Origin of the sequence: Pseudoduganella violaceinigra DSM 15887, assembly GCF_000425385.1 — a bacterium.
Taxonomy (GTDB): Bacteria; Pseudomonadota; Gammaproteobacteria; order Burkholderiales; family Burkholderiaceae_D; genus Rugamonas; species Rugamonas violaceinigra.
In genome coordinates this window covers 25,888-47,476 of the sequence record NZ_AUDI01000015.1, presented here as the reverse complement: position 1 = coordinate 47,476, position 21,589 = coordinate 25,888, and the positions used below count along the sequence as shown (strand labels likewise).

At 64.0% G+C, this 21,589-nt stretch carries 21 protein-coding genes; 13 read left to right on the top strand and 8 right to left on the bottom strand.

Going from position 1 to position 21,589, the window contains the following annotated elements; translation table 11 throughout:
- Positions 1-6: 6 nt before the first annotated feature.
- Positions 7-1,287: an MFS transporter gene (locus tag H597_RS0109570; protein ID WP_229632136.1), complete on the top strand. Its 1,281-nt coding sequence runs from the start codon at positions 7-9 to the stop codon at positions 1,285-1,287.
- 30 nt (positions 1,288-1,317) lie between these two features.
- Positions 1,318-2,163, top strand: coding sequence for a fumarylacetoacetate hydrolase family protein (locus H597_RS0109565; protein WP_028101950.1), 846 nt, complete (start codon positions 1,318-1,320; stop codon positions 2,161-2,163).
- A 16-nt stretch (positions 2,164-2,179) separates the two neighbouring features.
- Here the strand turns inward: H597_RS0109565 and H597_RS30325 are convergent, their stop codons facing one another.
- On the bottom strand, positions 2,180-3,547 hold the full coding sequence (locus tag H597_RS30325; RefSeq protein ID WP_051293653.1) for an aspartate aminotransferase family protein: 1,368 nt from the start codon (positions 3,545-3,547) through the stop codon (positions 2,180-2,182).
- A gap of 96 nt (positions 3,548-3,643) precedes the next feature.
- Between H597_RS30325 and H597_RS35675 the strand changes: the two genes are divergently transcribed.
- The 4 genes from H597_RS35675 to H597_RS0109540 all read left to right on the top strand — a co-directional run bounded on the left by H597_RS35675 (position 3,644) and on the right by H597_RS0109540 (position 8,067).
- Entirely contained in the window at positions 3,644-4,198 is a 555-nt protein-coding gene (locus tag H597_RS35675) for a carboxymuconolactone decarboxylase family protein (protein ID WP_028101949.1), read from the top strand.
- Positions 4,199-4,276: 78 nt separating this feature from the next.
- Positions 4,277-4,864, top strand: a complete 588-nt coding sequence (locus H597_RS35670; protein ID WP_083941026.1) for a (2Fe-2S)-binding protein — start codon at positions 4,277-4,279, stop codon at positions 4,862-4,864.
- A gap of 9 nt (positions 4,865-4,873) precedes the next feature.
- A complete protein-coding gene (locus H597_RS0109545) occupies positions 4,874-5,860 on the top strand; it encodes an FAD binding domain-containing protein (RefSeq protein ID WP_028101948.1) in 987 nt (328 codons plus the stop codon).
- Positions 5,857-8,067: a xanthine dehydrogenase family protein molybdopterin-binding subunit gene (locus H597_RS0109540; protein ID WP_028101947.1), complete on the top strand. Its 2,211-nt coding sequence runs from the start codon at positions 5,857-5,859 to the stop codon at positions 8,065-8,067. The genes H597_RS0109545 and H597_RS0109540 overlap by 4 nt, the downstream gene beginning before the upstream one ends.
- On the opposite strand, the gene H597_RS0109535 is transcribed toward H597_RS0109540, so the two are convergent.
- A complete protein-coding gene (locus tag H597_RS0109535; RefSeq protein WP_051293651.1) occupies positions 8,060-9,181 on the bottom strand; it encodes a glycerophosphodiester phosphodiesterase in 1,122 nt (373 codons plus the stop codon). The genes H597_RS0109540 and H597_RS0109535 overlap by 8 nt on opposite strands.
- Positions 9,178-11,550: a TonB-dependent receptor gene (locus H597_RS0109530; RefSeq protein WP_028101945.1), complete on the bottom strand. Its 2,373-nt coding sequence runs from the start codon at positions 11,548-11,550 to the stop codon at positions 9,178-9,180. Before H597_RS0109530 ends, H597_RS0109535 begins: the two co-directional genes overlap by 4 nt.
- Before the next feature lie 259 nt (positions 11,551-11,809).
- On the opposite strand from H597_RS0109530, the gene H597_RS0109525 reads away from it, so the two are divergent.
- From H597_RS0109525 to H597_RS35660, 5 genes are all read left to right on the top strand, one after another.
- Positions 11,810-12,280: a hypothetical protein gene (locus H597_RS0109525; protein ID WP_154668032.1), complete on the top strand. Its 471-nt coding sequence runs from the start codon at positions 11,810-11,812 to the stop codon at positions 12,278-12,280.
- Positions 12,281-12,457: 177 nt separating this feature from the next.
- Positions 12,458-12,934 carry a hypothetical protein gene (locus H597_RS0109520; RefSeq protein WP_028101943.1) on the top strand — a complete coding sequence of 159 codons (477 nt, stop codon included), beginning with the start codon at positions 12,458-12,460 and terminating at the stop codon, positions 12,932-12,934.
- Positions 12,935-13,261: 327 nt separating this feature from the next.
- Positions 13,262-14,017, top strand: coding sequence for an alpha/beta fold hydrolase (locus tag H597_RS0109515; RefSeq protein WP_211232027.1), 756 nt, complete (start codon positions 13,262-13,264; stop codon positions 14,015-14,017).
- Between the two features lie 33 nt (positions 14,018-14,050).
- A complete protein-coding gene (locus H597_RS35665; RefSeq protein WP_028101941.1) occupies positions 14,051-14,488 on the top strand; it encodes a MarR family winged helix-turn-helix transcriptional regulator in 438 nt (145 codons plus the stop codon).
- Positions 14,489-15,277, top strand: coding sequence for an APH(3')-I family aminoglycoside O-phosphotransferase (locus H597_RS35660; RefSeq protein ID WP_028101940.1), 789 nt, complete (start codon positions 14,489-14,491; stop codon positions 15,275-15,277).
- Between the two features lie 94 nt (positions 15,278-15,371).
- Here H597_RS35660 and H597_RS0109500 read toward each other — a convergent pair whose 3' ends face one another.
- Genes H597_RS0109500 through yjgA form a run of 3 tightly spaced genes read right to left on the bottom strand, consistent with a single transcriptional unit; the run spans position 15,372 to position 17,246 of the window.
- Positions 15,372-16,040, bottom strand: a complete 669-nt coding sequence (locus H597_RS0109500; RefSeq protein WP_028101939.1) for an alpha/beta hydrolase — start codon at positions 16,038-16,040, stop codon at positions 15,372-15,374.
- Positions 16,037-16,645 (bottom strand): molybdopterin adenylyltransferase, encoded by a 609-nt coding sequence (gene mog / locus H597_RS0109495; protein WP_028101938.1) that lies wholly within the window; start codon positions 16,643-16,645, stop codon positions 16,037-16,039. The genes H597_RS0109500 and mog overlap by 4 nt, the downstream gene beginning before the upstream one ends.
- Positions 16,638-17,246, bottom strand: coding sequence for a ribosome biogenesis factor YjgA (yjgA, locus tag H597_RS0109490; RefSeq protein WP_028101937.1), 609 nt, complete (start codon positions 17,244-17,246; stop codon positions 16,638-16,640). The genes mog and yjgA overlap by 8 nt, the downstream gene beginning before the upstream one ends.
- A gap of 94 nt (positions 17,247-17,340) precedes the next feature.
- Here yjgA and pmbA point away from each other — a divergent pair, with 94 nt between their 5' ends.
- Positions 17,341-18,693 (top strand): metalloprotease PmbA, encoded by a 1,353-nt coding sequence (gene pmbA, locus H597_RS0109485; RefSeq protein WP_028101936.1) that lies wholly within the window; start codon positions 17,341-17,343, stop codon positions 18,691-18,693.
- 50 nt (positions 18,694-18,743) lie between these two features.
- A complete protein-coding gene (locus H597_RS0109480; RefSeq protein WP_028101935.1) occupies positions 18,744-19,841 on the top strand; it encodes a TRAP transporter substrate-binding protein in 1,098 nt (365 codons plus the stop codon).
- Between the two features lie 66 nt (positions 19,842-19,907).
- Here H597_RS0109480 and H597_RS0109475 read toward each other — a convergent pair whose 3' ends face one another.
- Entirely contained in the window at positions 19,908-20,540 is a 633-nt protein-coding gene (locus H597_RS0109475) for a YidX family protein (protein ID WP_154668031.1), read from the bottom strand.
- Between the two features lie 115 nt (positions 20,541-20,655).
- Positions 20,656-21,555 carry a LysR family transcriptional regulator gene (locus H597_RS0109470; RefSeq protein WP_028101933.1) on the bottom strand — a complete coding sequence of 300 codons (900 nt, stop codon included), beginning with the start codon at positions 21,553-21,555 and terminating at the stop codon, positions 20,656-20,658.
- Between the last annotated feature and the right edge of the window lie 34 nt (positions 21,556-21,589).

Below are 21,589 nucleotides of genomic sequence, written 5' to 3'. Positions count from 1 at the left end.
CATGCGATGCGCGCGCCCGCCGCCATTGCCGTGCCGCCGGCGCCGCTGCGCTGGTGGTACGGCCGGCAACGGGTGCCGGGCAGCCTGTCCGGCACCGCCACGCTGTTCCTGGTCTTCATTCCCTTCTCGCTGGGGCATTACATTTCGTGGCTGCTGCGCAGCGTGAACGCCATGCTGGCGCCGCAGCTGGTGGCGCAGGCGAACCTGACGCCGGCGCAGCTTGGCACGCTGACCAGCACCTATTTCCTCGCGTTCGCCGTCGCCCAGCTGCCGATCGGCATGGCGCTCGACCGCTACGGCCCGCGCCGCGTGCAATTCGTGCTGCTGCTGGTGGCCGCCGCCGGCACGCTGGCCTTCGCCGGCTGCAAGGATTTCGCCGGCCTGGCCATTGCCCGCGCGTTGATGGGATTTGGGCTGGCGGCCTGCTTCATGTCCGCCATCAAGGCCTTGACCACCTGGCTGCCGGTGCACCGAGCGCCGTCCGTCCAGGGCTACCTGATCGCAGCCGGCGGCCTGGGCGCCGCCACCGCCACCTTGCCGGTGCGCCTGGCGCTGCAGCATATGAGCTGGCAGTGGCTGATGGCCGGGCTGGCCGGGGCCTGCGTCGTCGTTGCGCTGCTGATCCTGTTCCTGGCCCCGACACCGCCGCCGGCGGCGGTGCGCCCCTTCACCCGCGGCGCGCTGGCCGAAACCTTCGCCCACCCTGTCTTCCGCGAAACCGCAATGCTGGTCCTGCTGCCGCATACGGTGTTCTTCGGCGTGCAGGGGCTGTGGATTGCGCGCTGGCTGGCCGATGTGCCGCGCTACGGCGATCAAGCCATCGCCTGGCTGCTTTATCTCGGCATGGCGGCCGTGATCTTCGGCTCGATCGGGGTTGGCATGTTGACCGAATGGGCGGCAAGGCGCGGCTGGCGCGCCTTGGACGTGGCGGCGGCGGGCGTGCTGCTGTTCGTGCTGCTGCAATGCGCCTTCGCCTGCGGATGGCGGCCGGCGCAGCAGGTGCTGCCGGTGCTGTTCATGCTGGTCGGCTGCGTCACCGGGATGGAGTATTCGATCGTCGCGCAAGCCATGCCGCCAGCATTGACGGGGCGCGCTTCCACCTGCCTGAACCTGTTGATCTTTGTCGGCGCCTTCGCCGTGCAGGCCGGATTCGGGCAAGTGATCGCCTGCTGGCAGCCGTCGCCGCTTGGCCATTACCCCGGCGCGGCCTACCAATGCGCCTTCGCTTTGCTGGTGCTGATCCAGTTGCCGGGCCTGTGCCGCTACCTGCTCCGGCGCTTCCGGTAAAATGTCGCCTTCAACACGAAGGAAGATGTTATGAAACTGGTTCGTTACGGCCGTATAGGCAAAGAAAAACCTGGCCTGATCGATGAATTCGGCAAATTGCGCGACCTGTCCGCTGAAATCAGCGATTTCGCAGGCGCCAACCTGTCCGACAAGGTGCTGCGCAAGCTGGCCAAAATCGATCCCGAAACGCTGCCTGTGGTGCGCGGCAATCCGCGCTTCGGCGTCCCTGTGGCCAAGGTGGGCAAGTTCATCGGCGTCGGCCTGAACTACGCCGACCATGCCAAGGAGGCCGGCTTGCCGATTCCGAGCGAACCGATCATCTTCATGAAGGCGATCACCTGCCTGTCCGGCGCGGACGATCCGATCATGCTGCCCAAGGGCTCGAAGAAGACCGACTGGGAAGTGGAGCTGGGCGTGGTGATCGGCACCCGCGCCCGCAACGTCAGCGAGGAAGAGGCGGAAAAATACATCGCCGGCTATTGCGTGGTGAATGACGTGTCCGAGCGCGAATTCCAGCTCGAGAGCGGCGGCACCTGGGACAAGGGCAAGGGCTGCGACACCTTCGGCCCGGTCGGCCCATGGCTGGTGACGCGCGACGAGGTGTGGGATCTCGACAAGCTGGACCTGTACCTGGAAGTGAACGACAAGCGCATGCAGACCGGCTGCACCGAGACCATGATTTTCAAGGTGCCGCAGCTGGTGGCATACATCTCGCGCTTCATGACGCTGGAACCGGGCGACATCATCGCCACCGGCACGCCGCCGGGCGTCGGCCTGGCGCGCAAGCGCTTCCTGAAGAAGGGCGATTTCGTGCGCCTTGGCATCGCCGGCCTGGGCGAGCAGCAGCAGGACGTGATCGGCTACCAGGAGTTCTGATCCCCGCCAACGCGGGTCAGCCCCCGCGGCCCGGCCCTGGATTGCCTGAGGCGGGCCGCAGCTGCCGCAAGGCACGCTCCAGCCCATCGCTGAGCCGCGCCACGATCTGTTGCAGATCGGCTTCGGACGCGATGAAGGGCGGCGCCAGCAGCACATGGTCGCCGCGCTGTCCATCGATGGTTCCGCCCATCGGATAAACCATCAGCCCGCACGCCATGCAGGCATCCTTCACCGCCGCGTGCAGGCGCAAATCGGGATCGAAGGGCCGCTTCGCTTCCCGGTCCTGCACCAGCTCCAATGCCAGCAGCATGCCGCGCCCCCGGATATCCCCGACATGCGGATGCATGCCAAAGGCCTCGCGCAGCATGCGCTTGAAGGCCGCGCCGCGCACCGTTACGGCCCCCAGCAGCGAATCGCGCCGTATCACTTTTTGCACCGCCAGCGCCGCGGCGGCGGCTACCGGATGCCCGACATAGGTATGCCCGTGCTGGAAGACGCCGCTGCCCGAGCGCAGCCGCTGTACGATGTGGTCGCGGGCAATCACCGCGCCGATCGGCTGGTAGCCCGCGCCCAGGCCCTTGCCCAGGGCGACGATGTCCGGCACCACGCCTTCCTGCTCGATCGCATATAGCGTCCCCGTGCGGCCCATGCCGCACATCACTTCATCGGCGATCATCAGGATGCCGTACTTGTCGCACAGCGCCCGCACTCCCTTGAAATAGCCCGGCGTGGGCGGCACGGCGCCGCTGGTGGCGCCGACCACGGTCTCGGCGCAAAAGCCGATCACGTGCTGCGGTCCCAGGTCGAGGATCTTCGCCTCCAGCTCCTGCAGCAGGTTGGCCGTGTACTCGTTGACGTCCTGTCCGGCGCGGCGTTCGCGGTATTCGAAACACGGCGAGACGCGCGCCACATCCATCAGCATCGGTTCGAAATGGCGGCGGCGGTATTCGTTGCCGCCCAGGGCCAGCGCGCCCAGGGTATTGCCGTGATAGCTCTGGCGGCGGGCGATGAACACGCGGCGCTCGGTTTCGCCGTGCTCGACGAAGTACTGGCGCGCCAGCTTGAGCGCCGCTTCGATGGCTTCCGAGCCGCCGGACACCAGATAGGCATAGTTCAAGTCGCCCGGCGCATCCTGCGCTAGCCGCTCGCCTAGCTCTTCCGCCACTTCGGTGGTGAAGAAGGAGGTGTGCGCGTAGGCCGCCACCTTGAGCTGCGCCTGCATCGCCGCCAGCACGTCCGGGTGGCCGTGGCCCAGCGACGACACGGCGGCGCCGCCGCTGGCATCCAGATAGGTATGGCCCGCGCTGTCGCGCACTTGCATGCCGAAGGCGCAGACGGCGACGGGCGGCGTGCGGCGCAGGTCGCGATGGATCAGGTGGCTCATGGCGGCTCCTCGCAGGGTTGTCGGTTTATCGACATTAGCCTGGCCGCGCCCGCGCCGTTTTGATTTTTCTCCAGTCCTGTGCGACCATCTGCCGCTATGAGCGAACGATTAGGACCGATCCCGCCAGCGGACATGACGGCCGAACAGCGCGCCGCCGCGCAGGCTGTCATCGACGGCCCGCGCGGCGCCCTGTACGGGCCCTTTGTGCCGCTGCTGCACAGCCCCGAGCTGATGGCCTGCACGCAGCGCCTGGGCGAGTACCTGCGCTACCGCAGCGCCCTCGGCACCCGGCTCACCGAGCTGGCCATCCTGGTCACGGCGCGGCACTGGGACCAGCAGGTGGAATGGGCCATCCATGCGCCCATCGCGGCCCAGGAAGGTGTGCCGCAGGCCGTCATCGACGCCATTGCCGAACGCCGCAGGCCGGATGGGCTGGCGCCGGACGAGCAGGCGGTCTACGACTTCTGCCGCGAACTGCACGGCACGAAGCAGGTTGGCGATGCCACCTGGGCCGCCGCCGTGCTGCAATTCGGCGAAAAAGGCGTGACCGACTTGATGGGCATCAACGGCTACTACACGCTGCTGGCCATGGTCATGAACGGCGCGCGCTCGGCAGTGCCGCCTTCGACTGCGGAGCCGCTGCCCGATTAAGGCTTGTGTGCGCGGGCTAACGGAAGGCCGGCGCAGGGCAGGGCACCATCGTTGGCGCAGCCTTTTCGGGAGCGAACGATGCCTGACCGCCGAAGTTTCCTGCAATCCGCACTCGCCGTTGTCGGCGCCACGCAAGTCCCGGCCGCCACGGCGGCAGCCGCGCCGGTGCGCGAGGCTGTGGCGGCGCCGCCGCGCCCGGTCCATCTCCACATCAATGGCCGCGACTACCAGTTGTCGCTGGAGCCGCGCGTCACGCTGCTCGATGCGCTGCGCGAGCATATTGGCCTGAGCGGCACCAAGAAAGGCTGCGACCGGGGCCAGTGCGGCGCCTGCACCGTGCTGGCGGACGGCCGCCGCATCAATGCCTGCCTGACGCTGGCCGTGATGCACGAGGGACAGCGCATCACCACCATCGAAGGCCTGGCACAGGACGGGGAACTGGCGCCCCTGCAGCAGGCCTTCCTCGAGCATGACGCCTTCCAGTGCGGCTACTGCACGCCGGGCCAGATTTGCTCGGCAACGGCCTTGCTGGAGGAAATGCGCGCCGACGGCGCGGGCCTGAGCGATGCGGAAATCCGCGAGCGCATGAGTGGCAATCTTTGTCGCTGCGGCGCCTATCCCCATATCGTGGCCGCCATCCGCGCGGTGGCGCTGCGGCGCGGCTAGGGGAATGCCATGCAATCGATCTTCTACGAACGGGCGCGCGATGCGGCGGATGCCGTGCGCCTGGCGCAGCAGGACGGCGCACGCTTCATCGGCGGCGGCACCAACCTGCTCGATCTGATGAAGGGCGATGTCGAACATCCCTTGCAGCTGGTCGATATCAATGACGCAGGCCTCGGCCATATCGAAGAACTGCCCGGCGGCGGCCTGCGCATCGGTGCCACCGTGCGCAACGCCGATGCCGCACGCCACGGGCTGGTGCGCGAGCGCTATCCCTTGCTGTCGCAGGCCATATTGTCCGGCGCATCGGCCCAATTGCGCAATATGGCGACCATGGGCGGCAACCTGATGCAGCGCACCCGCTGTCCCTATTTCACCGACACCGCGTTCAGCCACTGCAACAAGCGCGCGCCCGGCTCCGGCTGCGATGCCCGCCAGGGCTACCAGCGCATGCATGCCATCCTGGGCGCCAGCCCGGCCTGCGTGGCGGTCAATCCATCGGACATGAGCGTGGCGCTGGCCGCATTGGATGCGTTGGTGCTGCTGCGTGGTGCGCAAGGTGAGCGGACCGTCGCGATAGGCGACTTCCACCGACTGCCCGGCGACACGCCGCAGTACGATACGGTGCTGCAGCCGGGGGAGCTGATCGTCGCCATCGATCTGCCGCCGTCGCGCATGGCGCGCCATAGCCACTACCTCAAGCTGCGCGACCGCGCCAGCTATGCCTTTGCGCTGGTGTCGGTGGCCGCCGCACTGGAGATGGATGGCGCAACGGTCAGGGAGGCGCGCATCGCCTTGGGCGGCGTCGCGCATAAGCCGTGGCGCCGCCGCGCCGCGGAACTGCTGCTGCAAGGCCGCCAGCTCGATGACGAGCAATGCCGCGCTGCCGCCCGGAGCCTGCTCGAAGGCGCCCAGCCGCTGGACGGCAACCGCTTCAAGGTCGAACTGGCGCAGCGCGCCATCGTGCGCGCCTTGCGCATCGCCGGGGAGGGCGTATGAAACAGGTCGGACAAGCGATTCCCCGCACCGATGGCCGCGCCAAGGTCACCGGTAGCGCCACCTTCGCCGCCGAGCATGCCCTGCCGCGCCTGGCGCACGCCGTGCTGGTGCTCAGCACCATTCCCAACGGCCGCCTCAGCGCCATCGACACGGCGCGCGCGCAGCAGATGCGCGGCGTGTTGGCGGTCATGACGCACCGGAACGCGCCGCGCCTGCCGCGCGAAAAGCCGGGCGGGGAAGCGCAGAAACCGCCGCCGCCGAAACTGAACCTGCTGCAGGACGATGCAGTCAACTACAACGGCCAGCCCATCGCCGTCGTGGTGGCGGAAACGCTGGAGCAAGCCCAGGATGCGGCGCGCGCCGTCAAGGTGCACTACGCGCCGCAGCCGGCGTTGCTGGACTTCCAGGCGGCCAAGCGCAAGTTGCGCAAGCCGAAGGAGCAGCCCGACCGCCCCATGCAGACGCAGCGCGGCAATGTGCAAGCGGGCCTGTCGCAGTCGGCGCGGCGCATCGACGTGCTGTACACGACGCCGGTCGAAAACCATAACCCGATGGAGCCGCACGCCACCATCGCGGCTTGGGAAGGCGACCAGTTGACGCTGTACGATGCCACGCAATACGTGTCCGGCGTGAAGAAGCATGCCGCCCGCGCGCTCGGCATCCCGGCGGAGAAGGTCCGGGTGGTGTCGCCCTATGTGGGCGGCGGCTTCGGCTGCAAAGGCAATATGTGGTCGCACGTGGTGCTGGCCGCCATGGCGGCGCGCATGGCCGGCCGCCCCGTCAAGCTCGCGCTGGAACGCCCGCAGATGTTTGCCCAGGTCGGCGCCAGGCCGATGACGGAGCAGCGTTTCCGCGTGGGTGCCAGCGCCGAGGGACATCTGCTGGCGGTGGCGCACGACACGATTTCGCATACATCGGTGCAGGACGATTTCACCGAGCCCTGCAGCGCGCCGACGCGCATCCTGTACGCCAGCGACAGCCTGCAGACCACGCAGCAGCTGGCAACGCTGAATGTCGGTGTGCCGACCTATATGCGGGCGCCCGGGGAAGCGAGCGGCAGCTTCGCGCTGGAATGCGCGATCGATGAAATGGCCTACGCGCTGGACATGGACCCGGTGGCCCTCCGGCTGCAGAACTACGCCGAAGAGGATCCGGAAAAGCACATTCCCTTCTCGTCCAAGCAGCTGCGCGAGTGCTACAAAGTGGCCGCCGAGCGCTTCGGCTGGGCGAAGCGCACCTCAACGCCGCGCTCGATGACGGCCGGCCGCATGCTGGTCGGCTGGGGCATGGCCACCGCGACCTACCCGGCCAACCGCATGCCGGCCAAGGCCTGGGCCAGCATCGCGCCGGACGGTACGGCGCTGGTGCGCTGCGGTTCGCAGGACATCGGCACCGGCACCTACACCATCATGACCCAGATAGCGGCCGATGCGCTCGGCCTGCCGCTGGACAAAGTGCGCTTCGAGCTGGGCGATTCCGATATGCCGGAAGCCCCCGTGTCGGGCGGCTCGATGACGGCCGCCAGCGTCGGCCCGGCGGTGCACCGCGCCTGCACGGCGGCGCGCGACAAGCTGTTGGCCTTGGCGGTGGCCGACCGGGCGTCGCCGCTATTCGGTTTCAATGCTTCGGAAATCGAGGCGGCGGACGGCTGGCTGCGGCTGCGGTCCATGCCGGCGCGCGCCGAGCCGATGGCGGCGGTCATCGGGCGCAACGGCGGCCAGGCTGTGAACGGTGACGCCGAGGCCGGGCCGGGTGAAGAGAAAAAACAGTATTCCATGCATTCCTTCGGCGCGGTATTCGTGGAAGTGCAGGTGGATCCCGACCTTGGCACGGTGCGCGTCCCGCGCGTTGTCGCCTGCTACGACGTGGGCACGATCCTGAACGCGAAGACGGCGCGCAGCCAGTTCATTGGCGGCATCGTGTGGGGGCTGGGCATGGCTCTGATGGAGAAAACGGAGATGGACTGGCGCTATGGCCGCGCCGCCAACGCCAACCTGGCCGATTACCACGTACCGGTGAATGCCGATGTGGGCGACATCGACGTGGTGGCGCTGCCTGGCAACGACACGCGTTTCAACGAGCTGGGTGCGCGCGGCATCGGCGAAATCGGCATCGTGGGTGTGGCCGCGGCGGTGGCCAACGCCGTGTATCACGCCACCGGCAAGCGCGTGCGCGACCTGCCGCTGACCCTGGACAAACTCATTTAGACATGTCCAGCGCGGCTCGTCCCAGCGCCGGATCATCCGTGAAGAAGCCATCCAGGCCCGTGGCCAGGTAGCGCCTGATTTCCGCGATGGAACCGGCTTCGTTGCGGGCGCGTTCGCCGTCGCCGTTGCGGAAGTCGGCGGCGAGGAAGCGGTTCTCGGGGCGGAAGGTCCAGGTTTCCAGACGCAGGCCCGCCGCGTGGGCGTCGGCCACGATGGGCAGGGGCTCGGCGAGGAAGCCATCCTTGTTGAGCGGGATGACGCCGCGCGTCGGCGGCGCCACCACATCCGCGTATCGCGCGATCTCGCTCAGCCCGGCCGGCGTGCACATCTGGCCATATGTCAGGCTGCCGCCCGCCGCCACCACATCGCGCGGACGGATGTCGCCGAGCCCCACCAGCTGCATCAGGCGGCAATTGGCGCGCTTGCCCAGTTTCTCGCGCAGATACTTCAGGTTCGCGATTTCGAAGGACTGGATTTCGAGCGGCGCCCGGCGCGTGTAGTCATGCGCCGCCAGTGTGGCGATAAAGCGGTCCTCCAGCGGCAGGCCGACGCTGGCGAAATAGGTGGAGCTCTTCAGTTCAGGGATCAGGCCAATCAGCTTGCCCGTGGTGGCCGACGTGGCGGCGGTGAAATCGATGATCTCCTCGAACGTCAGCACCTGGAACATGCCGTCGTACTGTGCGCTGCCCGGACGGTCGGCAGGAATCCGTTCGATGGCACGCAGTGTCTTCAGTTCGGCCAGCGTGAAGTCGTCGACGAACCATCCTTCATGGCTTGCGCCGTCGATGGTCTTGCGCGTGCGGCGGCCGGCGAATTCGGAACGCCTGGCGACGTCCGTCGTTTCGCTCAGATTGGCTTCGTGGCGCGCCACCAGCACGCCATCCCTGGTGCAGACCAAGTCGGGCTCGATATAGTCCGCCCCATCGGCAATCGCCCTGGCATAGGCCGCCAGCGTATGTTCCGGGCACAGCGCGCTGGCGCCGCGGTGGGCAAACAGCGTCGGGCGCGGAGTTGCCGCTGCCGACCCCATGGCTGCCGGTGCGAGCGCCAGCGCGCCCGCCGTGGCAGCCAGTCCGCCGATGAAACCGCGCCGCGACAGGTAGCGCGCGTTCACTGGAAGTCGGCCGAGATAGTGATGAAGCCCTGGCGCGGCGCGATCGGATACGTGTTGTAGGTAGCCGTAGCCGCGCCCACCACCACTTGCAGGTCGCCCTTTTTGTCAGCCAGGTTGCTCACATTCATGCGATAGCGTGCGTTTTTCAGCCAGCTGGTGTTCAGGAACGGCAGCTTGCCCGATACGCCAAGGCTCATCAGGAAGTAGCTTTTCACGGACAGGTCGTTGGTGTAAGTGGCGTGGCGCTTGCCCACGTAGTCGCCGATCAGCTGGAACTCGGTCTCGGCCAGGTTCAGGGTGGCGACGAATTTGTTCATCCATTCCGGGCTGCCAGGAACCGCCTTGCCCTTGGTCGGTACGATTGAAGTGCCGCTGGCATAGTTGTCTTCGTACTTCGAGCGGTTGTAGGAAACCGCGTCGTAGAAGGAGAAAGTGCGGCCGAAGTGGATGGTGCCGGACAGGTCGATACCGTTGGTGCGCACATCGCCCACATTGGACAGTACGGCCAGGTTGCCGCCGATGATGGAGGTAATCACAGGCGTCGGGCTGATTTGCAGCAGGCGGTCGTGGAAGTCCACGTGGTAGACGTTGACCTGGCTGTCGAAGGCGGTCACCGGGCCCCAGTTCAGCGCATGGCTGCTGCGCACGCCCGCTTCATACGTGACGGAAGTTTCCGGCTTGGCGTTGGCCTTGAACAGGTCGAAGGCGCCCTGGTTCGACAAGCTCCAGGGCGACACGCCGCCCCCGCCGTAGGTCACGAACTGGCGCATGTTTTTCTGCACGTTGAAGAAGGCCTGGTCTTGCGCATCGATGTCCCAGCGTCCGCCGAACTGCGGCAGGAACCACTTTTTGGTGTCGATGCTGCCGACCGGCAGCGCAGTCGAGCCGCCCGAAATGGCGCCCTTCAGCGGCTGCACCGGGAAGTCGCCGGTGGCGAACTGCAGGCTGGACTTGAAGCCGGCTTGCAGCGTCAGATCGGGGCGCACACGCCATTCATCCTGCGCGTGCAGCTGCACCACCTTGTTGTCGATTTCGCTGCCGTACTGGGTGATCAGCGGGGCGGTGGGGCGCTCGTACGGGGTGGAGGGATTGTTCACATCCAGCGCATACCAGCGGCGGTAAGCGGAAGAGCGATTGCGCTCGAACCACAGGCCGGCTTGCAACTGGTGGTCGCCCAGCTCCTTGCGCAAGGTGGACAGCAAGCCGCCGCGCCTGATCTTGTATTCAGTGGTGCGGGTCGCATAACCGGAATTGCCGAACACCTGTTTCAGGTTTTGCTTCGGATAGTAGACCGCGAACAGCGCCGGCAGGCCGGCAACGCCGATCGGACCGGCCACCACGCCAACGCCCTGGTCGTTGTGGTAGTAGGCCTGGTTGGACCAGGTCGTGGTGTCGTTGATGTTCCAGTCGTACTTGGCATAGGCCAGGTGGTCGGTACGCTGCGCGTCGCTGTAGTAATTGCGGTAGTTATTGCCCTCCGCGGCTGGCGTGGCGCCGGTAGGCGACAGGTAGGACTGCGCGGCCTGGAAGTCCGGATACAGGAACGGCCGGGTATAGGGCGCGCTGTTCTCGCCGGCCGTATGCACAGTCGCATCTTCGTTCGGCTCGATCTTGTCGTTGTAGTTGTAGAACAGGGTCAGCTTGCCGCTGTCGCCGTGGCGCACCAGCTTGGCGTTCAACTGGTCGCCGCCCTGACGGCCGCGGAAGTCCCAGGCGCGCTGCTCCTGGTGCATGCCAGAGATGTAGACGCTGTTGCCGTCGCCGAAGGTTCCGGTGTCGTAACGCAGGAAGGTGCGCGAGGTCTTGTAGCTGCCCAGGGTCTGCTGCGCACCGATGTTGCGCGTGCCGAGCGGATCGCTGCTGAAAGTTTCGATGGTACCGCCAAGATTGCTGGTCGACGCGGTCGCCAGGTCGCCCGCGCCGGTGGACAGGATCACGCTGCTGACGTTTTCGCTGGTGACGGCGCGCTGCGGCGACAGGCCGTTGTAATTGCCGTATTGCTGGTCGCCCAGCGGTACGCCATCCATGGTGTAGCCCAGTTGCTGGCCGTTGAAGCCATGCACGAACAGCGAAAGATTCTGTTCGTTGTTCCCCCAGGGATCGGCAGTCTGGAAGCTGACGCCCGGCAGGGTTTGCAGGGCCTTCAAGGGGTTAATGCCCGGCAGGATTTTCTGGATGTCGCCCTTGTTGATGGCAACTGCGGAGCGAGTCTTGTGCGTGGCGATTTCCACAGTGGCGATGGGGCCGGCGGCCGTTGCGGCTGCCGCTGCCGCATCGCCCGCCGCGGCGTTGTCGGCCTGAGCGCATGCCAGCAGGGGAAGGGACGCGATCACGGATGCAACGGCAGCCGCGCAGAGATTCCTGTTCATTTTGAATTGCCTGTCGAATCAAGTTAGAGATAACTACAACGACGGGCAGGGTAGGGAGTAACTGTGACGCCTTCGTGACGCCACCATTACAGCTACATTTCGGGTTCTCATACGCTGCGATATCGCCTGCCACGGGCGGTTCCATTGACGACATACCTGCTTGGTATACTGCTGCTGTCTGGGGGCATAATCGCCAAACTACGCACTCGGGTGGACGCCTGATGACGGCGATGAATTCACAATTTTGGGAAGTCAAGCGGTGACGAAGATCCGAAAAACAGTCTATGCAGTTTCTGCAATTCTTGTAGCTGGGTGCTTTTCTGTGTTTGCCCTCATGACATTGGAGGCCGCCGACTATCGGCGGTTCCTCGAGGAGAGGCTCGCAAATGTTGATGTGAGCGACGGAATCGATGCACGTGAGGCTGACCAAATCGCATGGGCCTATTTTTTGGGTTTTGTTAGCGGCTGTGGTGGCCCCGACGCCGGCCAATTGGTGAGCGATGAGTGGGTGATCCCTGCTTCGGAAGGCTTTGCAGGCCGACCGATGGACGCTCCAATCCGAATAAATGCGAAGACGGGCGCGGTTAGTCAAACCGGAAATATGGCTTTCCGTGATTACCGCAATTTCAGACTTTATCTTTTGTGGGGAATTCCATTTCAAGAGGTGAAGCGATACATCGATGACTACTACCTGCGACACTGGGCATCTTCTGATGAAATGCGAGGATAGTCCAAATGTTCAATGCCGATCATTCCAGAGGACACCTGACGGGGCCGCTGATCCTGCCTCTGGGTCGGCGTCACGATGAACCATGCGAACTGATTCGAATTTTGTTTGTCTCGAGTGTCGTTACTGCATACTTGCTGCGCGTTCGAGCCGCCTGTCAATTCTCGCTATAAAAGCTCCATGCGCATCTTCTTCGCTTTTCTCTCAGCCGTTGCAGTCCAACCGCTGGTCCTTGCGCTACGCATTGCACCGAGCTACTTCTCGTCACCCGTGCCAATGGGGATAGGCGAAATCAGCTTTATCTACTTCCTTGTCGTTTTCGTCTCAGCTCCCGTCGTTCTGGTGCTTGGCATTCCCACATTTCTTCTACTGCGCAGGTCCGCACGCCTTGGGTGGTTGTCTGTAGGCCTTACTGGTTTCATGCTTGGCGGCTTTCTTGCTGCGCTTTTTTGGCCCCATGCATTGTCCAGCGATTCGGCGAGTCAAAATTGGCATGGAAAAGACGTTGAAATGTACATTGATGGCAGCCCAACTATTTATGCTTGGCTCAGCTACGGAGAAAACATTATCTACTACGGTCTCCACGGCTTGGTCGGAGCGGTGGTCTTCTATGCTGTATGGCGCAAGCTTGCTCCTGTTGCGCCAACAGTGTCATAAACCCTCCGTTGAGCCATTTTGTTACCTTTCATCCGAAGTACGCAGGGGAGGGAGCGGGCGGCACTTTTTCGATGTCAGGTCTATTTGCGACCGAAATCGGCACTGTAATGAAATTTTTAGACCGATTTGGACATTCGGCCTGTCTCGGATAGACCGCGGTAGACCGTTCAATCAGCCTTTTAGACTGGCTAGACTGCGCTTGCCCTTACGCCGGCAGCCTCCTCAATTCTCCCTTAAAAATAGTTTGCACACTAATTGATTGTGCGCTATATTTAGTTCATGCGCTTAGCGCGCTAACCATTAACGTGCAACTAAAGGAATCCAGCCATGACCAAGACCATCAAATCCGCCCTGATCGCCGCCTCCCTCGCCGCCGGTGCCACCCTCGTTCCCGCCCATGCGGCGGAAGACACTACCGTCGTGCTGGTGCACGGCGCCTTCGCCGACGGCTCGGCCTGGAACAAAGTGATCCCGATCCTGCAAAAGCAGGGCGTGAAAGTGGTATCAGTACAAAATCCGCTGACCTCACTGGCCGACGACGCGGCTTTCGCCCAGCGCGTGATCGATGCCCAGAGCGGCAAGGTGGTGCTGGTTGGCCATTCCTGGGGCGGTGCGGTGATCACCCAGGCCGGCGCCAGCGACAAGGTGAAAGCACTGGTGTATGTGGCGGCCTTCGCGCCGTCGGAGGGCGAGGTGATCGGTGAAATCGGCAAGGATTTCCCGCTGCCGCCGGGTATTGCCTCCCTGAAGCCTGACAATAACGGCTTCATCTACCTGTCGGCCGAATCGATGGCCGTCAATTTCGCGCAAGACCTGACTCCGGCCGAGCACCGCCTGATGACCGCGACCCAGGGGCCGATCAAGGCCAGCGCTTTTGGCGATAAGGTGGACGTGGCGGCATGGAAGACCAAGCCCAGCTACTACATCGTGGCATCCAAAGACCGCATGATCGACCCGGGCCTGCAGAAGTCCTTCGCCACCAAGATCAATGCTGCCACCACCACGCTGCCCTCCAGCCACGTGCCGATGGCTTCCCAGCCGGAGGCGGTGGCCAAGGTGATCCTGGCTGCGGTCAAGCGCTGATTGGCGATTGGGGGCTGTGCTAAAGTACGCGCCATGGAAAAATGCACGCCCCCCACGCTGGACCAGCATCTCTGCTTCAAGCTGTACTCGACGTCGCTGAAAATGACGCAGCTGTACAAACCCCTGCTGGCGCCGCTCAACCTGACCTATCCGCAATATCTGGTGATGGTGGTGCTGTGGGAGCAGGAGGGCCTGGGCATCAAGGGCCTGGCCGAACGTTTGCAGCAGGATCCCGGTTCGATCACGCCGCTGGTGAAACGGCTGGAGGCTGAAGGCTACCTGCTGCGTGAGCGCGATCCGGCCGATGAACGCAACCGCGTGCTGACGCTGACGGAGCAGGGCCGCAAGCTGCGTGCCGATGGCTTGAAAGTCAGCGAGAAGGTTGCGCAGGCTTGCGCTATCACGGCCGGCGAGGTGGAGCGCCTGGCGGCGGGCCTCGACAAATTAAGCCGCAACCTTGGGGACGAATGAATGAGCGCCCTGCACGTACCAGCCAGCATCGCAGCCGAATTGCAAGGATATATCTGGGCACGTGACACTGTCGGCGCATCTGGCGGGGCGGTGTACCGGCTGCACGGCAAGCCCAATGCCCCCGACCTGTATCTGAAATTTGGCAAGGACTCGCTTGCCGATGACATCACCGATGAAATGACCAGGCTGCGCTGGTTCGGCCACTACCTGCCGGTACCGGCTGTTCTGCATTTCATCTGCACGCGAGGCGAGGCATGGCTGCTGATGACGGCACTGCCCGGAAGAACGGCATATGAGATCCTGGAACAAGAGCCAGGCCAGCACACTGCCGTCGTGGGCGCTATTGCGCAATTCCTGCGCCGGAGCCATGCCATCCCGGTTGGCGAATGTCCTTTCACCAGCAATCATGCATACCGCTTGGCACGTGCGCGCACTCGCATCGATGCCGGCCTAGTCGACGAGGACGACTTCGACGAGGTGCGCGAAGGCTGGACTGCATCCCAGGTATGGGCGGCGTTGCAGGATTTTCTGCCACTCGCGCCTGACCCCGTCGTCACGCACGGCGATTTTTCACTCGACAACCTCCTGATCCATGAGGGGGAAGTGGTTGGCTGTATCGATGTGGGGCGGGGCGGCATTGCCGATCGTTACCAGGACCTCGCCATTGCCTGGAATTGCCTGAGCGAGTTCGGCCCCTCGCTTCAACAGTCGTTCCTGGAACAGTATGGCGTGCGCACAGTGGACCAGGACAAGCTGGACTTCCACCTGATGCTGGATGAGCTTTTCTGATGGGCGCGCGAACGATTAGCTCGCGCTGCCCCGGCCGAAGCCGAGGCGGTCGGGCGCAGGCATGCGGGCGGTGCGGCGCATGCCTGACCCAAGTTTAGGCCAGCACCTTTTTCAACCAAGCCGAAATATGCTGTACTTCTTCCGCGCAGGCCGAGTGCTGCATCGGGTAGTCGTGCCATTCGATCTTGTAGCCCAGCTGGGCCAGCAGGTCGCGCGAGGCGGTGGCGCGGCCGATCGGGATCACCGGGTCCATCGTGCCGTGCACCATGAACACCGGGGTGTCCTGGTTGGCGGCGTGGCGCTCGGCGCCGGCCTTGTCGGCCAGCGGCAGATAGCCGGACAGGCACATCAGGCCCGCCAGTTTCCGCGGATAGCGCAGGCCGGCCTGCAGCGTCATGGCGCAGCCTTGCGAGAAGCCGCCCAGCACGATGCGGTGGGCCGGCACGCCGCGCGCGATTTCCCGCTCGATCAGCGCATCGACCAGGATCTGCGATTCGCGCAGGCCTTTCTCGTCTTCCTGGCGTCCCAGGTCGGTGTGGATGATGTCGTACCACGAGCGCATGACGTAGCCGCCGTTGATCGTCACCGGCATGGTGTTCGCATGCGGGAAGATGAAGCGGATGCCCGGCAGGCCTGCCAGGTCCAGCTCATTGACGATCGGCGCCCAGCCTTCGCCGCTGTCGCCCAGACCGTGCATCCAGATCACGGAAACTTCAGGATTGGGAGCAGTGTCGATGACGATGGAGTCGAGCAGGTGGGTCATGCGTTGTCCTTCTTGCGGATGGCGGATTTGGGGCGGAACGCCTTGCACACGGCGTCGTTGGTTTCGGCGTACGGGCCGCCGATCAGGTCGATGCAGTAGGGGACGGCGGCGAACACGCCACCGATGAGCTGCTTGCCGTCGGCATCCCTCAAGCCTTCCAGGGTTTCCTTGATGGCTTTCGGCTGGCCGGGCAGGTTGATGATCAGGGCGGCGTGGTCGGCGCTCTCGCGGATCACGGCGACCTGGCGCGACAGGATGGCGGTCGGCACGAAGGCCAGGCTGACCTGGCGCATTTGCTCGCCGAAGCCCGGCATTTCCTTGGTGGCGACGGCCAGCGTGGCTTCCGGCGTCACGTCGCGGCGCGCCGGACCGGTGCCGCCGGTGGTCAGCACCAGGTGGCAGCGCACCTGGTCGACCAGGTCGACCAGCGTGGCTTCGATCTGCGTGCGCTCGTCGGGGATCAGGCGCGTTTCAAAACGCACCGGGGACGACAGGGCGCTGCGCAGCCATGCTTCCAGCGCCGGGATGCCCTGGTCCTGGTACACGCCGCCGCTGGCGCGGTCGGAGACCGATACCAGGCCGACGACGAGCAGTTCGTCACTCATCGTCCTCGCCTTCCGGCGCGTCGACGTCCACTTCTTCGCCCGGCGACGGCGCCTTGGCCGCTGCCTTGCTCAGGTCCTTCAGGATCTGGAAGATTTCGCGGTAGGCCTTGGGCGGCTTGTTCTCGGCCTGCTCCTTGCGGGCATTGCGGATCAGGGTGCGCAGGTGCTGCACATCCAGGTGCGGCGCTTCTTCCAGCAGGACGGTCAGGGCCTTGTCGTCGACCAGCAGCTTGTCGCGGCGGCGTTCCAGCGCATGCAGGGCGGCGGTATCGGCCTTGGAGGCGCCTTTCCAGCCCTCGATGGTGCGCTTGATGATCGCCACTTCCTCTTCGGACAGGGTGCGCATCTTCTTGCCGATGAATTGCATCTGGCGGCGGCGGCCTTCATGGTTGTTGATATTTTGGCATTCCAGAATGACATCGCGCACATCTTCCGGCATCGGCACGCGCTTGACGCGGTCGCGCGGCGCTTCGACCAGTTCCTTGCCCAGCGCCTGCAGGGCATCGGAATGGCGTTTCATCTCGGTTTTGGATGGGCGTTCGTATTCTTGTTCGAACTCGCTGGACTGAAAGCCACAGGAGCCACGGTTTGGATTAGGCATGATATGAGGGGCAGGGGCTGTCACACCCTACCTGTAAAAACAGTAAACGGCTGCTATGATAACTGTTTTAATGCCAAGCCCCCCAAAAGACCCCATGAGCGAATCCGCCTTCTCCTATTCCCAGGACCAGTTGAAACAGCTGGCACGCGATGTTTTGAAGTATGCGCGCGAGCAGGGCGGTAGCGATGCCGCCGTCGAGATCAGCGAAGGCAGCGGACTTTCGGTCTCGGTCCGCAAGAGCAAGATCGAAACGATCGAGCAAAACCGCGACAAGGGCATCGGCGTCACGGTCTTTATCGGCCAGAAGCGCGGCAATGCCAGTACCTCCGATTTCTCCCCCGCCTCGCTGAAGGCGACGGTGGAGGCGGCCTACAATATCGCCCGCTTCACGGCGGAAGACGATTGCGCCGGCCTGGCGGAAGAAGAGCTGCTGGAAAAGGATCCGCAGGACCTGAAACTGTTCTATCCGTGGATGATTTCCACCGAAGAAGCGGTGGCCCTGGCGCAGCGCGCCGAGGCGGCCGCCTTCGCGGTCGATCCACGCGTGACCAATAGCGAAGGCGCCGGCGTGCACGTGCAGCAGTCGCACTTCGTCTCGGCCAACTCGCGCGGCTTCATCGGCGGCTACCCGTACTCGCGCCACACCCTGTCGGTGACCCCGATCGCCGGCAAGGGCGCAAAGATGCAGCGCGACGACTGGTACACCTCGGTGCGCGATCCCCAAAAGATGGCCAGCGCCGAAGCGGTCGGCCGCTATGCCGCCGAACGTTCGCTGGCCCGCCTGAACGCGCGCAAGCTGGCCACCCGCACCTGCCCGGTGCTGTTCGAGGCGCCGCTGGCCGCGGGCCTGCTGGGCGCCTTCGTCCAGGCCACTTCCGGCGGCGCGCTGTACCGCAAGTCCTCCTTCCTGGTCGATTCGCTGGGCAAGGACGTCTTCCCGTCCCACATCCAGGTCAAGGAAGACCCGCATGTGGTGGGGGGCATCGGTTCGGCGCCGTTCGATGAGGAAGGCGTGCGCACCCACAAGCGCGACGTGGTGAAAGACGGCGTGCTGCAAGGCTACTTCCTGTCGACCTACTCGGCGCGCAAGCTGGGCATGAAAACCACCGGCAATGCGGGCGGCTCGCACAACCTGACCATCTCGTCCTCGCTGACGAAAAAGGCCGACGACTTCGCCGGCATGCTGCGCAAGATGGGCACCGGCCTGCTGGTCACCGAACTGATGGGCCAGGGCACCAACTATGTCACCGGCGACTACAGCCGCGGCGCTTCCGGCTACTGGGTCGAGAACGGCGTGATCCAGTACCCGGTGGAAGAGATCACAATCGCCGGCAATATGAAGGAAATGTTCCAGGACATCGTCGGCATCGGCACCGACACCCTGGTGCGCGGCACCAAGCAAACCGGCTCGATCCTGATTGAGAAGATGGTAGTTGCCGGAAACTAAATATTTCCATACACTGTTTCCAGACAAAACCCCTTAAGGAGACAGTACGTATGGAACGTCGTTCCTTTATCAAGAAGGCGGCTGCGGGTGCTGGCGCTGGCGCTGGCGTTATCGCCGCACCGGCCATCGCCGCCGAAGCCCCCGCCATTACCTGGCGCCTGGCATCCAGTTTCCCCAAATCCCTCGACACCATCTACGGCGCTGCCGACACGTTCACCAAACGCGTCTCGCAGCTGACCGGCGGCAAATTCAATATCCGCGTCTTCGCGGCCGGCGAAGTGGTACCGGGACTGGGCGTGCTGGATGCGGTGCAGTCGGGTACCGTGGAATGCGGCCATAGCGCTTCGTACTACTACTACGGCAAGGACGCGACGTTCTCCTTCGACTGCGCGGTGCCGTTCGGCCTGACGTCGCGCCAGCAGACCGCCTGGTACGACCAGGGCGGCGGCAAGGAACTGCTGCGCGCCTTCTTCAAGGATTACGGCGTCATCAACTTCATCGCCGGTAACTCGGGCACCCAGATGGGCGGCTGGTTCCGCAAGGAAGTGAAGAGCGTGGCCGACCTGAAGGGCACCAAGATGCGTATCGCCGGCCTGGCCGGCAAGGTGATGGAGCGCCTGGGCGCGGTGCCGCAGCAGCTGGCCGGCGGCGACATCTATCCGGCGCTGGAAAAAGGGACCATCGACGCGGCGGAATGGGTCGGTCCCTATGACGACGAGAAGCTGGGCTTCTACAAGATCGCCCCGTATTACTACTATCCTGGCTGGTGGGAAGCGGGGGCGTCGTTCTCCCTGTATGTGAATATCAAGGAATGGGAAAAGCTGCCGAAGGAGTATCAGGCTGCCCTGGAATGCGCTTCATTCGAAGCCCATGTGACCATGCAGGCCGAGTACGACTTCAAGAACCCGACCGCGCTGGGGCGCCTGCTGAAGAACGGCGTCAAGCTGCGTAACTATTCGCAGGACATCATGGACGCGGCTTACAAGGCCTCGGTGGAGCAGATGAACGAAGAGGCGTCCAAGAACGCCAAGTTCGCCAAGATCTACGAACCGTGGAAGCGCTTCCGCAGCGACCAGAACCAGTGGGCTTCGATTGCCGAATCCACCATCCAGAACTACCTGATCAAGGCTGGCCGCGGCGGCAAGTAGGCAGGGGGGGCAAGCCGCAGCCGTCATCCGGCGCTGCGGCGTTCGCGAGGCCCCTTGAGTCCCTGTTTAGAGACCACCTGGGAAGCATTTTCCCCCTGTCGTTGCAGTGTGGCCTGCACAGAATAGCCCAAGCAATACCGCCCCGCCGATCCACAGCACTCCATCCGCAGCGACCGTAATAGGGGTCAGCGCCACTTTCACCGGTGCAGGCATGGAGGAATCTTCGACAAGCGTAATGGAATAGGGATGGCTGAATGCACTAGCGTTATCCAGTCCTTTTGCCGTGTAGTACTGCCCTTCGAGCCTGCCTTTCAATACCAGATCGTTCTTACCCTCGACAAATCCAACGTTCTTCAGGGCGGTTTGCTCTGCCTCGTTGAGATCAGTACTGTTGATGCTCAACGTATATGAACCCGCAACGCCACCATCGGCAAGCAAGTGGAACTCACTGAACTGAGGCTTGATGCTGGGACGCTTGCCGGATGTAAGTATGTATTTGAAGCTAGGTGAAAGAGGGAAAATGTAGTGGTGCTTTTCACCGATGATGGCCAGGGTCTTGTCGTCCGCCGAAATGTAAAATCCGCTGACTTGCTCGTGCGTGTAAGTCCACTTGTTATAGAGCGCACTGGTCATGCAGCCCGATTGCAGGAAGGCCAGCATGATAATAAACAAGCGAAGCAGTGGAGATCTGGCATTCATTCACATTCTTCCGACAAAAAGTTTGGTCCCGTCCTTGCGCAACCTAAAGCCTGCGGCGTAAATCTTTCGCAACGGCCGATCGCACAGCGAGTTCTATATTATTGTACCTGCCGCGCTATGCCTGCCCGAGAAAGGAGGCCAGCAAGGCGCGCGCAGCGGCCGTCATGCGGCGCTGCGGCGTATAGATCAGCGAGAAAGGCCGCGCACGGCCCTGCAGTTCGGGCAGCACTTCCAGCAGTACGCCGCGGTCGATGCGGTCCTGCACGATAAAGCGGAAGGTCTGGCAAATGCCCAGGCCCGCCTCCGCCAGCGATACCGTGCCCAAGGCGTCATCCGTCACCTGCAGCGCCGATTCCGGCGGCCAGTCCAGTTCTTCGCCATCCTGCATCAGCTGCCATGGGAAGGCGCGCCCTGTGCTGGGCAGCAGGAAGGTCAGGCAGTCGTGCCGCGCCAGTTCTTCCAGATTGCGCGGCAGTCCCTTGCGGCGGGCATAGGCGGGCGCGCACACCAGGACCAGCCTGGCGTCCTCCAGCTTGCGGGCGATCATGCCGCTGTCCTTCAGCACACCCTGGCGAATGGCGAAATCGAAGTTCTCTGCCGCCAGGTCGACGTTGCGGTTGCTGATATTCAGGTCGACCCGCACGGCGGGATAGCGCTCGGCAAAGCGCTGCAGCAGTGCGGGCAGGCGGTAATGGCCGTAGGTGGTGGGCGCGCTGATGCGGATGCGGCCTGTAACGTCGCCGCCTTCGGCCTGCACGGCGCGTTCGGCATCGTCGATCAGCGCCAGTGCGGCGCGCGTTTGCTCAAGGTAGAGCCGACCGGCGTCGGTCAAGCCCAGGCTGCGCGTGGTCCGGCGCAGCAGCTGGGTGCCCAGCCGCGCTTCAAGGCGGGCCAGCGCGCGGCTGATGACCGACGGCGTGGTGGACAGCGCCACTGCGGCCGCCGTCAGCGAGCCGCGCTCGACCACGGTGACGAAGGTCTCGACATCGCTGAGGTGATCGTATTTCCGGCTCATTATTGCCTTTAAGGGAAAGATGGTTTGGTTGGGA

Excerpts from the sequence above, each read along its gene's own strand:
- H597_RS0109570 (WP_229632136.1), top strand. The coding sequence starts at position 7 with ATGCGCGCGCCCGCCGCCATTGCCGTGCCGCCGGCGCCGCTGCGCTGG.
- H597_RS0109565 (WP_028101950.1), top strand. The coding sequence starts at position 1,318 with ATGAAACTGGTTCGTTACGGCCGTATAGGCAAAGAAAAACCTGGCCTG.
- H597_RS30325 (WP_051293653.1), bottom strand. The coding sequence starts at position 3,547 with ATGAGCCACCTGATCCATCGCGACCTGCGCCGCACGCCGCCCGTCGCC.
- H597_RS35675 (WP_028101949.1), top strand. The coding sequence starts at position 3,644 with ATGAGCGAACGATTAGGACCGATCCCGCCAGCGGACATGACGGCCGAA.
- H597_RS35670 (WP_083941026.1), top strand. The coding sequence starts at position 4,277 with ATGCCTGACCGCCGAAGTTTCCTGCAATCCGCACTCGCCGTTGTCGGC.
- H597_RS0109545 (WP_028101948.1), top strand. The coding sequence starts at position 4,874 with ATGCAATCGATCTTCTACGAACGGGCGCGCGATGCGGCGGATGCCGTG.
- H597_RS0109540 (WP_028101947.1), top strand. The coding sequence starts at position 5,857 with ATGAAACAGGTCGGACAAGCGATTCCCCGCACCGATGGCCGCGCCAAG.
- H597_RS0109530 (WP_028101945.1), bottom strand. The coding sequence starts at position 11,550 with ATGAACAGGAATCTCTGCGCGGCTGCCGTTGCATCCGTGATCGCGTCC.
- H597_RS0109520 (WP_028101943.1), top strand. The coding sequence starts at position 12,458 with ATGCGCATCTTCTTCGCTTTTCTCTCAGCCGTTGCAGTCCAACCGCTG.
- H597_RS0109515 (WP_211232027.1), top strand. The coding sequence starts at position 13,262 with ATGACCAAGACCATCAAATCCGCCCTGATCGCCGCCTCCCTCGCCGCC.
- H597_RS35665 (WP_028101941.1), top strand. The coding sequence starts at position 14,051 with ATGGAAAAATGCACGCCCCCCACGCTGGACCAGCATCTCTGCTTCAAG.
- H597_RS35660 (WP_028101940.1), top strand. The coding sequence starts at position 14,489 with ATGAGCGCCCTGCACGTACCAGCCAGCATCGCAGCCGAATTGCAAGGA.
- H597_RS0109500 (WP_028101939.1), bottom strand. The coding sequence starts at position 16,040 with ATGACCCACCTGCTCGACTCCATCGTCATCGACACTGCTCCCAATCCT.
- mog (WP_028101938.1), bottom strand. The coding sequence starts at position 16,645 with ATGAGTGACGAACTGCTCGTCGTCGGCCTGGTATCGGTCTCCGACCGC.
- yjgA (WP_028101937.1), bottom strand. The coding sequence starts at position 17,246 with ATGCCTAATCCAAACCGTGGCTCCTGTGGCTTTCAGTCCAGCGAGTTC.
- pmbA (WP_028101936.1), top strand. The coding sequence starts at position 17,341 with ATGAGCGAATCCGCCTTCTCCTATTCCCAGGACCAGTTGAAACAGCTG.
- H597_RS0109480 (WP_028101935.1), top strand. The coding sequence starts at position 18,744 with ATGGAACGTCGTTCCTTTATCAAGAAGGCGGCTGCGGGTGCTGGCGCT.
- H597_RS0109475 (WP_154668031.1), bottom strand. The coding sequence starts at position 20,540 with ATGAATGCCAGATCTCCACTGCTTCGCTTGTTTATTATCATGCTGGCC.
- H597_RS0109470 (WP_028101933.1), bottom strand. The coding sequence starts at position 21,555 with ATGAGCCGGAAATACGATCACCTCAGCGATGTCGAGACCTTCGTCACC.